Annotated in this window: 12 protein-coding genes and 6 tRNA genes; all 18 read right to left on the minus strand. The window is 60.1% G+C overall.

The genetic code is table 11. The annotated features are described in order from the left end of the window. Nucleotides 1-59: 59 nt before the first annotated feature. Entirely contained in the window at nucleotides 60-1,004 is a 945-nt protein-coding gene (locus MMG91_RS07655) for a FecR domain-containing protein (protein WP_310659254.1), read from the minus strand. Continuing rightward, nucleotides 1,001-1,510 (minus strand): sigma-70 family RNA polymerase sigma factor, encoded by a 510-nt coding sequence (locus MMG91_RS07660; RefSeq protein ID WP_305449035.1) that lies wholly within the window; start codon nucleotides 1,508-1,510, stop codon nucleotides 1,001-1,003. Before MMG91_RS07660 ends, MMG91_RS07655 begins: the two co-directional genes overlap by 4 nt. A gap of 258 nt (nucleotides 1,511-1,768) precedes the next feature. Next, nucleotides 1,769-1,845: transfer RNA gene (locus MMG91_RS07665), tRNA-Asp, on the minus strand. Nucleotides 1,846-1,938: 93 nt separating this feature from the next. After that, a tRNA-Asp gene (locus MMG91_RS07670) sits at nucleotides 1,939-2,015 on the minus strand. Between the two features lie 93 nt (nucleotides 2,016-2,108). Beyond that, nucleotides 2,109-2,185: transfer RNA gene (locus MMG91_RS07675), tRNA-Asp, on the minus strand. Between the two features lie 93 nt (nucleotides 2,186-2,278). Continuing rightward, nucleotides 2,279-2,355: transfer RNA gene (locus tag MMG91_RS07680), tRNA-Asp, on the minus strand. Between the two features lie 93 nt (nucleotides 2,356-2,448). Further along, nucleotides 2,449-2,525 (minus strand) — tRNA-Asp (locus tag MMG91_RS07685). 55 nt (nucleotides 2,526-2,580) lie between these two features. Further along, nucleotides 2,581-2,656, minus strand: a tRNA-Val gene (locus MMG91_RS07690). 258 nt (nucleotides 2,657-2,914) lie between these two features. Continuing rightward, nucleotides 2,915-3,691: an SDR family oxidoreductase gene (locus MMG91_RS07695; RefSeq protein WP_007905933.1), complete on the minus strand. Its 777-nt coding sequence runs from the start codon at nucleotides 3,689-3,691 to the stop codon at nucleotides 2,915-2,917. Then, nucleotides 3,688-4,899 carry an O-succinylhomoserine sulfhydrylase gene (locus MMG91_RS07700; RefSeq protein WP_048395135.1) on the minus strand — a complete coding sequence of 404 codons (1,212 nt, stop codon included), beginning with the start codon at nucleotides 4,897-4,899 and terminating at the stop codon, nucleotides 3,688-3,690. The genes MMG91_RS07695 and MMG91_RS07700 overlap by 4 nt, the downstream gene beginning before the upstream one ends. A 73-nt stretch (nucleotides 4,900-4,972) precedes the next feature. Beyond that, entirely contained in the window at nucleotides 4,973-6,478 is a 1,506-nt protein-coding gene (purF, locus tag MMG91_RS07705; protein WP_007905939.1) for an amidophosphoribosyltransferase, read from the minus strand. Between the two features lie 41 nt (nucleotides 6,479-6,519). Next, nucleotides 6,520-7,080 carry a CvpA family protein gene (locus MMG91_RS07710; protein WP_052965529.1) on the minus strand — a complete coding sequence of 187 codons (561 nt, stop codon included), beginning with the start codon at nucleotides 7,078-7,080 and terminating at the stop codon, nucleotides 6,520-6,522. A gap of 98 nt (nucleotides 7,081-7,178) precedes the next feature. Further along, nucleotides 7,179-7,850, minus strand: coding sequence for an SPOR domain-containing protein (locus tag MMG91_RS07715; protein WP_305449034.1), 672 nt, complete (start codon nucleotides 7,848-7,850; stop codon nucleotides 7,179-7,181). Further along, nucleotides 7,834-9,141 carry a bifunctional tetrahydrofolate synthase/dihydrofolate synthase gene (folC, locus tag MMG91_RS07720; RefSeq protein WP_310659255.1) on the minus strand — a complete coding sequence of 436 codons (1,308 nt, stop codon included), beginning with the start codon at nucleotides 9,139-9,141 and terminating at the stop codon, nucleotides 7,834-7,836. The genes MMG91_RS07715 and folC overlap by 17 nt, the downstream gene beginning before the upstream one ends. Further along, nucleotides 9,138-10,058, minus strand: coding sequence for an acetyl-CoA carboxylase, carboxyltransferase subunit beta (accD, locus tag MMG91_RS07725; protein ID WP_007905946.1), 921 nt, complete (start codon nucleotides 10,056-10,058; stop codon nucleotides 9,138-9,140). The genes folC and accD overlap by 4 nt, the downstream gene beginning before the upstream one ends. 282 nt (nucleotides 10,059-10,340) lie before the next feature. Then, nucleotides 10,341-10,964 (minus strand): phosphoribosylanthranilate isomerase, encoded by a 624-nt coding sequence (locus MMG91_RS07730; RefSeq protein ID WP_305449032.1) that lies wholly within the window; start codon nucleotides 10,962-10,964, stop codon nucleotides 10,341-10,343. 63 nt (nucleotides 10,965-11,027) lie between these two features. Continuing rightward, nucleotides 11,028-11,852, minus strand: coding sequence for a tRNA pseudouridine(38-40) synthase TruA (gene truA / locus MMG91_RS07735; RefSeq protein ID WP_305506799.1), 825 nt, complete (start codon nucleotides 11,850-11,852; stop codon nucleotides 11,028-11,030). 356 nt (nucleotides 11,853-12,208) lie between these two features. Next, nucleotides 12,209-14,863, minus strand: a complete 2,655-nt coding sequence (locus MMG91_RS07740; RefSeq protein WP_310659256.1) for a FimV/HubP family polar landmark protein — start codon at nucleotides 14,861-14,863, stop codon at nucleotides 12,209-12,211. Nucleotides 14,864-14,996 lie beyond the last annotated feature (133 nt).

Genomic DNA, 14,996 nt, shown 5'->3' on the forward strand with positions numbered 1-14,996 from the left:
TTCTCTTGATTCGTTCACATGCCTTGAATGACAAGCGAGTCGAAAAAAGGGGACAGGCTTCACACACTATTTTTGCGCGGCAGCAACGTCACCCAATAACGGGTACGTGAATGCACCTCCAGCGGCAGGCTGGCCGCGAGCAACGCGAGGACGCGATCGGTGTCGTCCAGGCGGAAACTGCCGGTGACACGCAACGCTTCAAGCTCCGGCTCCCAACGCAGCACACCTGGTCGATAAGTGCCGAGTTCGCGCAGGAAATCCCCCAACGGCTGGTTTTTTGCCATCAGCACGCCTTCTCGCCACCCTGGCGCAAGCACGTCGAATGGGCTGATCGGTCCGACACCGACTGCCTGAAGACTGACCTGTTGACCACTGCGTAAAGCCAGCGCCGGCCCCTGCAATGGCTGCAATTGCACGGCGCCGCTGTACACCGACACGCGGCAACCGCGCGCTTCCTGACGAACACAGACTTCACTCTGGCTGACGATGATCTGTCCAAACTTCGTGTGGATCGTCAGCGGCGACGCGCTCGGCACCTTCAGCGACAGTTCGCCCTCAATCAGCTTCAAGCGCCGGCTCTGCAAATCCACATCGATGGCACTGGCCGTGTTGAGCTGCAGGGAACTGCCATCAGCAAGTCGCACCTGTTTGCGCTCCCCGGTGGCCGTATGCAGATCGGCTTGCCAAATCTCCAGTGGCAACTGTCGGCTGATCAGCCAAGCGGCCGGCACCAACGCCACCACACCCAATGCACGCTTTAGCACCACACGCCGACCCGGCTCGGGGCGATCCAGACTTTTGAGCGCCAACGCTGAAGGCAGATCGGCAAACCGCTGACGCAAGGCTTGAGCCTTCTGCCAAGCCTGCTCGTGACTGACGCAACTGTCGCGCCAACGCTGCAGATTCGCCCGATCCTGCTCGCTGGCACTTCCAGATTCCAGCAAGGCGAGCCACTGCGCGGCAGCACGCACTGCCTGACGGGCATCAGGTACCGGACTGCTCACAGCTCCACCAACAGGCAATGCTCATAGGCTTGCGCCATGTAGCGTTTGATCGTGCGTTCCGACACCCGCAGGCGCTTGGCGATTTGCTGATAGTTCAAGCCTTCCAACTGACTCCAGAGAAACGCCCTACGCACTGCCGCCGGCAATCCATCGAGCAATTCATCCAGAGCTTGCAGGGTTTCGAGCAACAACCAGCGCTGCTCGGGCGACGGCACACAGTCTTCCGGCAACGCCGCCAGTGCCGTCAGATAAGCCTGCTCGAGGCTTCGACGTTTATAGAAATTACTCAGCAGGCGTTTGCCCACGGTCACCAGATAGGCACGGGGCTCTTGCAGATCGGCAATTCGTTGAGAGCTGGCGAGTAGACGCAGGAACGTATCCTGGCTCAGATCCGCCGCATCACAGCCATTGCCCATGCGTCTTCTCAACCAGCCTTCAAGCCAGCCACGGTGATCGCGGTACAGGTCGTGGAAGGTTTGCTCCTTCGGCATCGCTGCATCACTCATCTCAAGAAGCCCTGTGCCAGGAGTTATCGTAAATGAGAGTGATTCTAATTAATGCCAGGACTGCGAACCAAGCCCTTTATGCAGTTGGTGCGCAGAAAAACTTGGCGGGAAGGACATGAGAGAGGAAAAGCCAAATCGCGGACACAAAAAACCCCGGTCTTTCGACCAGGGTCTTTGCTATCGACTCGAAACAGACACTGGCTTTACCAGTGGCTTGCTTCGTAGCTCCAAGGCGTTCAGTGGGCCTTGAAGCAGATATGGCGCAGCGGACGGGACTCGAACCCGCGACCCCCGGCGTGACAGGCCGGTATTCTAACCGACTGAACTACCGCTGCGTATCGCTTTGGACTTTCGCCCAAGTAACTCGTCTGACTGGAAAGCTTCGAGGCTTTTCAATCTCGAGACAGGTAAACCTGACTCGGAAAATATGGCGCAGCGGACGGGACTCGAACCCGCGACCCCCGGCGTGACAGGCCGGTATTCTAACCGACTGAACTACCGCTGCGCGTCGCTTTGGACTTTCGCCCAAGTAACTCGTCTGACTGGAAAGCTTCGAGGCTTTTCAATCTCGAGACAGGTAAACCTGACTCGGAAAATATGGCGCAGCGGACGGGACTCGAACCCGCGACCCCCGGCGTGACAGGCCGGTATTCTAACCGACTGAACTACCGCTGCGCGTCGCTTTGGACTTTCGCCCAAGTAACTCGTCTGACTGGAAAGCTTCGAGGCTTTTCAATCTCGAGACAGGTAAACCTGACTCGGAAAATATGGCGCAGCGGACGGGACTCGAACCCGCGACCCCCGGCGTGACAGGCCGGTATTCTAACCGACTGAACTACCGCTGCGCGTCGCTTTGGACTTTCGCCCAAGTAACTCGTCTGACTGGAAAGCTTCGAGGCTTTTCAATCTCGAGACAGGTAAACCTGACTCGGAAAATATGGCGCAGCGGACGGGACTCGAACCCGCGACCCCCGGCGTGACAGGCCGGTATTCTAACCGACTGAACTACCGCTGCGCGTCGGTGGAGGCTTTTAAAAGCTTCCATCTTGCTTTCGCAAGACTCTCGGAAGTGGTGGGTGATGACGGGATCGAACCGCCGACATTCTGCTTGTAAGGCAGACGCTCTCCCAGCTGAGCTAATCACCCGTTTGCATCTCCGAGGCCGCGAAATTTACGCAGGTACCGAAGCTAAGTCAATACCCTGCTTGAAGTTTTTCTGAAAAAGACAAAATTGTGTCTTAACAGTCAAGCCGCTTTCGCGAGCAAGCCCGCTCCCACACTGGATCTGCGGCGGACCACAGGTTTGTGATCGACATAAATTCAGGTTGGGAGCGGGCCTGCTCGCGAAGACGGCGGCACATTCAACATCAATGCTGGCTACATCCATCGCAGCCACGCCTGGATTTACTCGCTGTAAATCATCTTCTTGGTCATGCCACCATCGACCACGAATTCCTGGCCCGTGACGAACCCGGCGTTCTTCGACAGCAACCACGCCACCATCGCCGCCACGTCCTCGACCGTCCCTACCCTGCCCGCCGGATGCTGCGCATGATCGGCGTCGGTCAGCGGTTCGGCACGCCGTGCCGCAGGGTCTCGCGCGTCGATCCAGCCCGGACTGACCGCATTGACGCGAATCTCCGGCCCTAAACTGATGGCCAAGGCGTGAGTCAGGGCCAACAGACCGCCCTTGCTCGCCGCATAAGCCTCTGTGTCGGGTTCTGACTGGCCGGCACGGGTCGAGGCCAGATTGACGATGGCGCCGCTGTGAGCGCGCAGGTACGGCGCACAGTGCTTGGCCAACAGCATCGGCCCGCTGAGGTTCACCGCCAGCACCCGGTTCCAGTAGGCCAGATCGAGGCTTTCCAGGGTAATGTTGTGCGGGTCGGCCACCGCCGCATTGCACACCAGCGCATCCAGACGCCCGAACTGTCCCAGCACCTCGGCCACGCCCAGTGCTACCTGCGCCTCATTCGCGACGTCCATGGCGATGAACCAGGCGTTTTCGCCAAGCACCTTCGCCACTTTCGAACCGCGCTCCCGATCCAGATCGGTCAGCACCACCTGCCAGCCTTCGCTGATCAGCCAGGCCGCGATCCCCAGACCGATACCGCGCGCAGCACCGGTGACGAGCGCGACGCGGCCATGGGTGCCCGTGGTCGGCGTCGACAGCTCGATCACAAGGCAGCCAACCCGCGCGCCAGATCGGCCTGCAGGTCTGCCACGTCTTCCAGACCGACCGCTACACGGATCAAGCTGTCACGGATCCCTGCCGCTTCACGCTCTTGCGGCGCGAGACGGCCGTGAGAGGTGGTGCTCGGGTGAGTGATAGTGGTTTTGCTGTCGCCCAGGTTGGCGGTGATGGAGATCAGGCGAGTCGCATCGATAAAGCGCCAGGCGCCCTCTTTGCCACCCTTGACTTCGAAACTCACGACCGCACCGAAACCCTTCTGCTGACGCTGGGCCAGTTCGTGCTGCGGGTGGCTCTTGAGACCGGCGTAATGGACTTTCTCGATACCGTCCTGCTGCTCCAGCCATTCGGCCAGTTGCTGGGCATTGGCGCAGTGTGCCTTCATGCGCAGGCTCAGCGTTTCCAGCCCCTTGAGGAAGATCCAGGCGTTGAACGGGCTCAGGGTCGGCCCGGCAGTACGCAGGAAACCGACGACTTCTTTCATCTGCTCGCTACGACCAGCCACAACGCCGCCCATGCAACGGCCCTGGCCGTCGATGAACTTGGTCGCCGAGTGCACGACAATGTCCGCGCCCAGCTTCAACGGCTGCTGCAACGCAGGGGTGCAGAAGCAATTGTCGACCACCAGCATCGTGCCCTTGGCATGAGCAATTTCCGACAGCGCTTTGATATCTACCAGCTCGGCCAGCGGGTTGGACGGCGACTCGACGAACAGCAATTTAGTGTTGGCCTTGATCGCCGCATCCCAGCCGGACAAGTCCGCCAGGGGCACGTAATCGACTTCGATGCCGAAGCGCTTGAAGTACTTTTCGAACAGGCTGATGGTCGAGCCGAATACACTACGCGACACCAGAACATGGTCGCCGGCGCTGCACAGGCTCATCACCACTGCCATGATCGCGGCCATGCCGGTCGCGGTAGCCACGGCTTGTTCGGCGCTTTCCAGCGCGGCAATGCGTTCTTCGAACGCGCGCACGGTCGGGTTGGTGTAGCGCGAGTAGACGTTGCCCGGTACTTCGCCGGCAAAGCGCGCGGCCGCGTCGGCAGCGGTACGGAATACGTAGCTGGAAGTGAAGAACATCGGATCACCGTGTTCGCCTTCCGGCGTGCGGTGCTGACCGGCGCGTACGGCCAGGGTATCGAACGCTACGCCTTCGAGGTCGCTGTCCAGCCGACCGGCATCCCAATCCTGACTCATGCTGTCACTCCTTTCCTTATTCTCGTAAATTAAAAGCCAGATACAAAACCGGCCCCTCAGGGCCGGTAGTTACTCAGTTGTTGTACAGATCGATGATCGCACTGACTGCCTGGGTCTTGACCTTGGAGGCATCGTTGCGCGCCTGCTCGATCTTGTTCAGGTAAGCCTCGTCGACATCACCGGTGACGTACTGGCCGTCGAACACCGCGCAATCGAACTTCTCGATCTTGATCTTGCCGCCACCGACCGCTTCGATCAAGTCAGGCAGGTCCTGATAGATCAACCAGTCAGCGCCGATCAGGTCGGCAACGTCCTGGGTCGAACGGTTGTGAGCGATAAGCTCGTGAGCGCTCGGCATGTCGATGCCGTAGACGTTCGGGTAACGCACAGCCGGTGCCGCGGAGCAGAAATAGACGTTTTTGGCGCCGGCTTCGCGAGCCATCTGGATGATCTGCTTGCAGGTGGTGCCGCGAACGATGGAGTCGTCCACCAGCATCACGTTCTTGCCGCGGAATTCCAGCTCGATGGCGTTGAGCTTCTGGCGTACGGATTTTTTCCGTGCTGCCTGACCCGGCATGATGAAGGTCCGGCCGATGTAGCGGTTCTTCACGAAGCCTTCGCGAAACTTGACGCCCAAGTGGTTCGCCAGCTCCAGGGCCGCGGTGCGACTGGTGTCCGGAATCGGGATGACCACGTCGATGTCGTGATCCGGACGCTCGCGCAGGATCTTCTCGGCGAGCTTCTCGCCCATGCGAAGGCGGGCCTTGTAGACCGAGACGCCGTCGATAATCGAGTCCGGACGCGCCAGGTAGACGTGTTCGAAAATGCACGGAGTCAGGGACGGATTGGTCGCGCACTGACGGGTGTGCAGCTTGCCGTCTTCAGTGATGTAGACCGCTTCGCCCGGTGCCAGGTCGCGAATCAGGGTGAAACCGAGCACGTCCAGCGAAACACTTTCGGAGGCGATCATGTACTCGACGCCTTCGTCAGTGTGACGCTGGCCGAAGACGATCGGACGGATGCCGTGCGGATCACGGAAACCGACGATGCCGTAACCGGTCACCATCGCCACGACCGCGTAGCCACCGACGCAACGGTTGTGCACGTCGGTGACGGCAGCGAACACGTCTTCTTCGGTCGGCTGCAACTTGCCGCGCTGGGCCAACTCGTGTGCGAACACGTTGAGCAGCACTTCCGAATCGGAGTTGGTGTTGACGTGGCGCAGGTCAGATTCGTAAATCTCCTTCGCCAGCTGTTCAACGTTGGTCAGGTTACCGTTATGCGCCAGAGTGATGCCATACGGCGAGTTGACGTAAAACGGTTGAGCTTCGGCCGAGGTCGAGCTGCCCGCGGTCGGGTAACGCACATGGCCAATGCCCATGTGGCCGACCAGGCGCTGCATGTGACGCTGATGGAACACGTCACGCACCAGGCCATTGTCCTTGCGCAGGAATAACCGGCCATCATGGCTGGTCACGATACCGGCAGCGTCCTGGCCGCGGTGCTGGAGGACGGTTAGCGCGTCATACAGCGCCTGATTGACGTTCGACTTACCGACGATACCGACGATGCCACACATGCGACGCAACCCCTACTTAATGGATCTGAACTGAACACAACTCACTGAGGCGTTTTGGCCGTCGGCAAGAGATGCTCCTTGAACGGTATATCAGCGGGTACGCTGATTCCGCTGGCAAGCCACTGACTACTCCACCCCAGGATCAGGTTTTTGGACCAGTCTGCAACCAATAGAAATTTTGGCACGAGCTGTGACTCTTGCCACCACCCGTCCTGCTGTACCGGCCCCAGGCTCAACAGCCCGACCGCCACAACCACCAGCAACACGCCACGCGCTGCGCCGAAGGCCATGCCGAGGAATCGATCGGTCCCGGATAGCCCGGTGACGCGAACCAATTCGCCGATAAGATAATTGATCATTGCGCCTACGATTAAAGTGGCGACAAACATGATGGCACAGCCCGCGATCACGCGAGCCGACGGCGTTTCGATGTATCCGCCGAGGTACTCGGACAATGAGCCACCGAACATCCAGGCAACGCCTCCTGCGATGATCCAGGTCAGCAGCGAGAGTGCTTCTTTGACGAAGCCGCGGCTAAGACTGATCAAAGCGGAGATGGCGACGATTGCAACGATCGCCCAATCAACCCAGGTAAATGGCACAGTGCAGCCTACAGACAGATAAGGCGGCGCATTTTAGCAGAGCCCATGGCTGTCGGTAAGCTGAGATTATCAGTGCTTTTCAAATCGGGGCGATAGTTTTAACCACGCTCAGGCTGAAAACGTACCACAAAGCCCTTGAGGTTCTGTTGGCGACTCAACAAGTCACGCAGACGATCGGCTTCCGCGCGCTCGATCAGCGGCCCGACGAATACCCGATTCTTGCCATCGGCGGAGCGGATATAGGCGTTATAGCCTTGGCTGCGCAGGGTTTTCTGCAAACTTTCAGCGCTTTCTCGACTCGTCAGGCTCGCCAGTTGCACCGACCAACTGACCGACAGGCCATTGGCATCGACGCGGCTCGGGGTGGTAGCCGGCTTGCTCGGTGCGGCAGTAATTGGCTGGGCAGGTGCCGGTACAGGCTTGGCGACTGGCGCCGGAGGTGGCGTGACCGGTTTGGGAGCCGACGGGGCTGGCGGCGCTGGTGCCACAGGAGCACTTGGGGCAATCGGTGTTGACGGTACTTGCTGCGCGGCAATTTCGTCATCGCTTGGCACAGGTTCCTGCGGCAATGCCTGCGGTTCAGGCACCACCACCGGCTCGACCTGCACTTGCGGCAGAGCCGGCGCTTGCGGTGCGGCCGGCGCATCGACCCTCACCTGGCGCTGTTCGTCCTGACGGGAAAACAGCATTGGCAGGAAAATCACCGCCAGCGCCACCAGCACCAGGGCACCGACCATGCGCTGCTTGTACGCCTTATCCAGCAAAGCCATTTGCCGCTTCCTCCGTGGAGTGCCGGGCCAGCCATTCAAGGGCCTCGGCGACACAATAAAATGATCCGAACAACAGAATTTCGTCGTCGTTCGTCGCCTGCGCGCACTGCCCTTCCAAGGCGGCGGCCACACTGTCATAAGACGTTACCGAGGCGCCAAGATTCTGCAACGCCGCGTGCAACTGCTCAACGGGCCGCGCCCTCGGCGAATCCAGCGGGGCGACAGCCCAATGCTGGACACTAGCATTCAATTCACCGACAACACCATCCAGATCCTTGTCCGCCAACAACCCGAACACCGCCAGACGCTTGCCGGCCGGCGGTCGACTGGCCAGACGACGGGCCAGGTATTCTGCCGCATGGGGGTTGTGCCCCACGTCCAGCAACACATTCAGACGCTTGCCCTGCCAGTCGAACTGACGGCGATCGAGACGACCGACCACGCGTGTCGCTTTCAGGGCTTCAATAATCTGTGCATCTACCCAAGGCATACCGAGCAGCAGGTAAGCCTGCAGTGCCAATGCGGCATTCTCCATCGGCAGATCGAGCAATGGCAGATCATGCAACTCGACTGCACGCCCTTGAGCATCAAGGCCGCGCCATTGCCAGTTGTGATCGGTGATACTCAGGTCGAAATCGCGCCCACGCAGAAAAAACGGGCAATTGAGCTCGCGCGCTTTATCCAGTAAAGGTTGGGGGGGATTCAGATCGCCACAGAGCGCAGGCGCGCCTTGGCGAAAAATGCCGGCTTTTTCGTAAGCCACGGACTCACGGGTATCACCCAGGTAATCCGCATGATCGACGCCGATGCTGGTGACCAGCGCCATGTCCGCATCGACCACATTGACCGTGTCCAGACGACCACCCAGACCCACTTCCAGCACCACCGCATCAAGCCCTGCCTGTTGAAACAGCCAGAACGCCGCCAGGGTGCCCATTTCGAAGTAAGTCAGGGAAGTGTCGCCACGACCGGCCTCGACCGCAGCGAAGGCTTCGCACAGCTCGGCGTCGGTGGCTTCGACACCATTGACCTGCACCCGCTCGTTGTAACGCAGCAGGTGCGGAGAATTGTAGACACCGACGTTCAGGCCCTGCGCCCGCAGCAATGAAGCCACGAATGCGCAGGTAGAACCCTTGCCGTTGGTGCCAGTAACCGTGATCACCCGAGGCGCCGGTTTGCCCAGTCCCATGCGGGACGCTACCTGTTGCGAACGCTCCAGCCCCATGTCGATCGCCGAAGGATGCAACTGTTCAAGGTAGGCGAGCCACTCGCCAAGGGTGCGTTGGGTCATATGTTGGCAGGCACCGGCGGAACAACGATCGGCTCAATCGGCGCGGCGACGAATTTTGGCGTCGGCAAGCCCATCATTTGTGCCAGCAGGTTGCCCAGACGCGGGCGCAGTTCCTGACGGTGAATGATCATGTCGATCGCGCCGTGCTCCAGCAGGAACTCACTGCGCTGGAAGCCTTCCGGCAGTTTTTCGCGAACGGTTTGTTCGATAACGCGCGGGCCGGCGAAACCGATCAGGGCTTTTGGCTCACCAACGATTACGTCGCCGAGCATCGCCAGACTGGCGGAAACACCGCCGTAGACCGGGTCGGTCAGTACCGAGATAAACGGAATGCCTTCTTCACGCAGACGCGCCAGCACCGCTGAGGTCTTGGCCATTTGCATCAGGGAGATCAGTGCTTCCTGCATCCGCGCACCACCGGAGGCGGCAAAGCAGATCATCGGGCAGCGGTTTTCCAGGGCGTAGTTGGCAGCGCGCACGAAGCGCTCACCGACGATGGCGCCCATCGAGCCGCCCATGAAGGAGAATTCGAAGGCCGATACCACGACCGGCATGCCCAGCAAGGTACCGCTCATGGAGATCAGTGCATCTTTTTCGCCGGTCTGCTTTTGCGCAGCGGTCAGGCGATCCTTGTACTTCTTGCCGTCACGGAATTTCAGACGGTCAACCGGCTCCAGGTCCGCGCCCAGTTCGGCACGACCATCAGCGTCGAGGAAGATGTCGATGCGCGCGCGCGCGCCGATACGCATGTGGTGGTTGCACTTGGGGCAAACATCCAGGGTCTTTTCCAGCTCTGGACGATACAGCACCGCCTCGCAAGACGGGCATTTGTGCCACAGACCTTCAGGCACCGAGCTCTTCTTGACCTCGGAACGCATGATCGAAGGGATCAGTTTGTCTACTAACCAGTTGCTCATGCTTTCTTTCTCCAGTACCGGCGGCCCGAACGCTCTGGTTCGCAGCCCCGCGTATGCCCTTGAGCTAAATTCATATGTGTGGCGATGATCGATGGCTTGCCGGGTCAGCGAGATGTGACCTGCGTACAACCCCAAATATCCTCAGCCATGCCTGTGGACGGCGGCAGTGTGCCAGCCGTCACATCAACGTGGGAGCTGTCGAGTGAAGCGAGGCTGCGATCTTTTGATCTTGCATGTAAAAAACAAAGTCAAAGATCGCAGCCTCGTTTCACTCGACAGCTCCTACGAGCTCCGATGTACCGCTTTGATGAATGCCTGAATCTTTGCGTGATCCTTGATGCCCTTGCTCGCCTCTACTCCACCGCTGACGTCCACCGCGTAAGGCCGAACCCGGGCAATCGCTTCGGCGACGTTGTCCGGTGTCAAGCCGCCCGCCAGGATGATCGGCTTGCTCAGGCCTTGCGGTATCAGAGACCAGTCGAACGCTTCACCGGTTCCGCCGGGAATGCCTTCAACGTAAGTGTCGAGCAGGATTCCGCTGGCACTGGCGTAGGCATCGCAAGCTGCTGCGATGTCGTCGCCTGCCTTGACCCGCAACGCCTTGATGTAGGGCCGGTGCCAGCCTTCACAGTCGGCCGCGGTCTCGTCACCATGGAACTGCAGCAGGTCCAGCGGCACGGCATCGAGGATTTCCCCCAACTCGCAGCGGCTGGCATTGACGAACAACCCCACGGTGGTCACGAACGGCGGCAAGGCCTTGATGATCGCCCTCGCCTGCTGGAACGTCACAGCCCGCGGGCTTTTGGCGTAGAACACAAATCCGATGGCATCGGCCCCGGCCTCGACCGCCGCCAACGCATCCTCTATGCGGGTAATCCCACAAATTTTGCTGCGAACGGCTGACATGTCGATAGAACCTCAGGACAAATCCGGGAAAGTCCCGGATGGTAACAAAACCGTTCGAAGGCGTCAGCCGTCAAGTTCCGAGAAGCCTGTCAGGAAGTGTGGGCCTATGTAACGCTCGGGCAATTCAAACTCATCGCGATACTCGACCTGTACCAGATACAGGCCAAACGGATGGGCCGTCACCCCGCCGGAACGACGCACACGACTTTCCAGGACTTCCTTCATCCACTCCACGGGACGCTCGCCGGCACCGATGGTCATCAGCACGCCTGCGATGTTACGCACCATGTGGTGCAGGAACGCGCTGGCGCGGATATCCAGCACAATCATTTTGCCGTGGCGGGTGACGCGCAGGTGATGCAGCTCCTTGATCGGCGACTTGGCCTGGCACTGACCGGCGCGAAATGCGCTGAAGTCGTGGGTGCCGACCAGGTATTGCGCGGCCTCGGACATGCGCTCGACGTCCAGCGGGCGATGGTTCCAGGTGATTTCATCGTTCAGGTGTGCCGGGCGGATCTGATCGTTGTAGATCACATAACGATAACGACGGGCGATGGCCTTGAATCGCGCATGAAAATCCGCCGGCATGACCTTGGCCCAACTGACACTGATGTCATGCGGCAAATTGATATTGGCACCCATGACCCAGGCCTTCATCGAACGCTCGACCTGGGTATCGAAATGCACCACTTGCCCGCAAGCATGCACACCGGCGTCGGTACGCCCTGCGCAATGCAGCGACACCGGTGAGTCGGCGACTTTGGACAAGGCCTTTTCGAGGGTTTCCTGCACTGTGGCCACACCGGAGGCCTGACGCTGCCAGCCGCGATAGCGCGAACCTTTGTACTCAACGCCCAACGCGATCCGGAAAAAGCCGTCGGCCGCCATTTCGGCGGCCGGATTATCTATATTTGCCAAGGGGTGACAGCCTGCTGATTTACGCGAAGGCAGGCATTATAAGGCCGCTTGGCCGGGATGTCAGAGCTGCGTGTTTATTGTGAATTGTCGGGTCGGGATTTGTACTGGGACTGAGACCCCCATCGCGGGCAAGCCCGCCCCCACAGGATCGGGGCTATTCGCATTGTTTGTATCCGACACCAATTCCTTGTGGGAGCGGGCTTGCCCGCGATGACGGCGTAACTGTCGACATTGATGTCGAATCTGACGGTTCGCCTCACATCACTACTCAAACAAAAACGGCAGCCTCGATGGGCTGCCGTTTTTGTTTATGCCTTACCGATGACTCATGCCAGACGCGAGAGCATTTCCTTGGCTTCGCTCTTCTGGCCAGCATCGCCTTCGGTCACTACCTCATTGAGGATGTCCCGAGCGCCGTCGTTGTCGCCCATGTCGATGTAGGCCTGGGCCAGGTCGAGTTTGGTGGCGACTTCATCGGTGCCGGAGAGGAAGTCGAAGTCCGGCTCATCGGCCGCGGAGGCCAAAGCGTCTTCGGCGGTGAAGCTTGGCTCACCGAGGCTCTGGGACAAACGATCCAACTCGGCGTTGACGTCGTTGAGTTCGCTTTCAAAGGCGTCAGGCTGATCCGGGGCGGCGTCCATTTCATCGGCCAGTGACAGGTCGAAATCCGCAGGCAGCTCCAAATCATCGAGCGTTGGCTCGGTCACGGGTGGCGCTTCGGCAGCAGGCAAGTCCTTGAGGTCTTCATCCAGACTCAGCAGGAAGTCGTCTTCGGCCAAGGTTGCCGGGGAGGCATTGCCGCCCAGATCCATGTCCAGATCGAAGTCCGACAGATCGTCGAGGTTTTCCTTGATTTCAGTCTGTTGCTGCAACACCGACTCAAAGCTCAGATCGTCGTCCAGCGGAAATTCGTCCAGCTCAGCCAGAGCTTCTGGTGCCGGTGTTGGCTCCGGCTCTGGTGCTGGCTCTGGTTCCGCCGCAACGGCAGGCGCGATCGGAGTAGCCGCCTCCAGATCGTCCAGGCTCAAATCGAAGGCGCTGTCGAAGTCGGACAATGCCGGTTCCGGGGCTTGCGGCTCGTCCAGCAGCAGATCCTTGACGTATTGCGCGTCCAGTTCGGCGGCGATGGCGGCGGCAGCCAGACCGCTGGCCGCCACAACAGCCATGGCCGGGAAGCGGCTTTTCAACTCTTCGACCCGGGCGAAGTTATCGCCGTTGGCCACCAGTTGACGCTCCTGGGCGACGAACGCATCGCGGTCGCCCTGCTGACCGTAGACTTCCATCAGCTTCAGACGCAGGTCACTGCGTTGCGGCTCTTGCTTGATAGCGTTTTCCAGCAAGGCGGCGGCCTGATTCAGACGACCGCCTGCAATGTGCGACTGCGCCTGAGCCAGTACGTCGTCGGAACGCTCGGAACGCTCGGCGGCAGGCGATACCAGTGGCGCAGCGATCGGCGGCGTCACCACAACTGGAGCAATCACCGGGGCCGGTGTGGGCGCAGGTGTTGGCGCGGTCGCGAGTTTCACGCTCGGCGGCGGAACTTCCAGGCCTTCGAAGCTGCTTTCTGGCAGGTCTTGGTCGACGGAGAACTCTTGCTCCTCCTCCAAGGCACGGGCCATGCGCAGATGCTTCTCGGCCTCTTGCTGGGCTTTGCGGCGACGGGCCAACAACAGCAACAAGAGCAGCAGAACCACCGCACCGCCACCCACCAACCCCAGCAGGATCGGGTTGGTCAGCAGCTCGTTGAATTTCTGATCATCGGATGTTGCAGGCGCTGGCTCGACGGCTGGTGCCGGAACAGCTTCTGGTGCAGCAGTCTCTGGCGCAGGTGCCGGAGCTGCGTCCGCAGGCGTTGCCGCAGGGTTGGCCGCCAGCTCGGCTGACATCGCCGGAGCGGTCGGAGCTGTCGCCGGTGCGTCCGCGCCGCCTTCGGCCTGCAACTTGGCCAATTGGTTGTTCTTCAGTTCGATCAGGCGTTGCAGCTTATCCAGCTGACTCTGCAGATCGCTCATGCGGCTTTTCAGTTCAGCGTTGTCACGACGAGTGGTGTCGAGGCTTTCCTGGGTGACGGCCAGTTTGTTACTCAACGCTTTCGCATCACCAGCAGCACCTTTGCCCCCCTTGCCGGTATCGGCAGAAACCAGGCTCAGTTTGTCTGTGGCGGCTTGCGACGAAGCATCTTCACCGCGAGCACGCTTGGTGGCGTCGAGTTGCTGCTGACCGGTTCCCGGTTTCGCCACGTAGCGGCGGCCCTGACGCCACGCGGTGTTCTGCGCGGCGACCTCAGCAATGGCCTTGGGTTGTGGCAGGTTGGTGCTCTGCACCTGATCAGGCAGACGCAACACCTGACCGGTTTTCAGTCGGTTGATGTTGCCGTCGATGAACGCATCCGGGTTCAGCGCCTGGATGGCCAGCATGGTCTGCTGAATCGAACCGCCGTTACGCGCCTTCGCGGCGATTTCCCACAGGGTATCGCGCGCTGTGGTGGTGTATTGCGACGATTTGGTCGCACCGGTAACCGGCGCGGTCACCGTTTGGGCTGGCGCCGGTTGCGCGGCGGCATCAGCGGTCTGCGGCGAGAATTTGGACGGGTCAAGCAGCACACTGTAATCGCGCAGCAGACGACCGTTGGGCCACATCACCTGAACCAGGAATTTCACCATCGGTTCGGACAGCGGTTTGCTGGACGTGACGCGCAGGATGCTTTTGCCGCTGGCGTTAAGCACCGGGGTGAAGGTCAGGTCATTGAGAAACGCCTGGCGATCGACACCGGCCTTGGCGAAATCTTCGGGCGAGGCCAGGCTCGGCACCACTTCGGCAGACGTGAGGTCCTTGACGTCGAGCAACTCGATTTCTGCGACCAGAGGCTGGTTCAGCGTCGATTTCAGGGTCAGTTCCCCGAGCCCGAGGGCATGCGCCATACCGGAGGACAGCGCCGAGGCGGCCGCTATTGCTAACACCAGTTTGCGAACTTGAACCATAACCTCTTCCTTTGTTTGAACATTCCTCGGCCAGCGAGAAGGTGTTGATTGCCGCTGCCGTAAGGCATTGCGCGCGGCGACGAAGGGTCGTCGCGCGCGATCATTTCATTCATGCAATGGGAAGCCCTGCGGG

The sequence above is a fragment of the Pseudomonas sp. JL3 genome, from assembly GCF_031570575.1.
Taxonomy (GTDB): Bacteria; Pseudomonadota; Gammaproteobacteria; order Pseudomonadales; family Pseudomonadaceae; genus Aquipseudomonas; species Aquipseudomonas cucumis.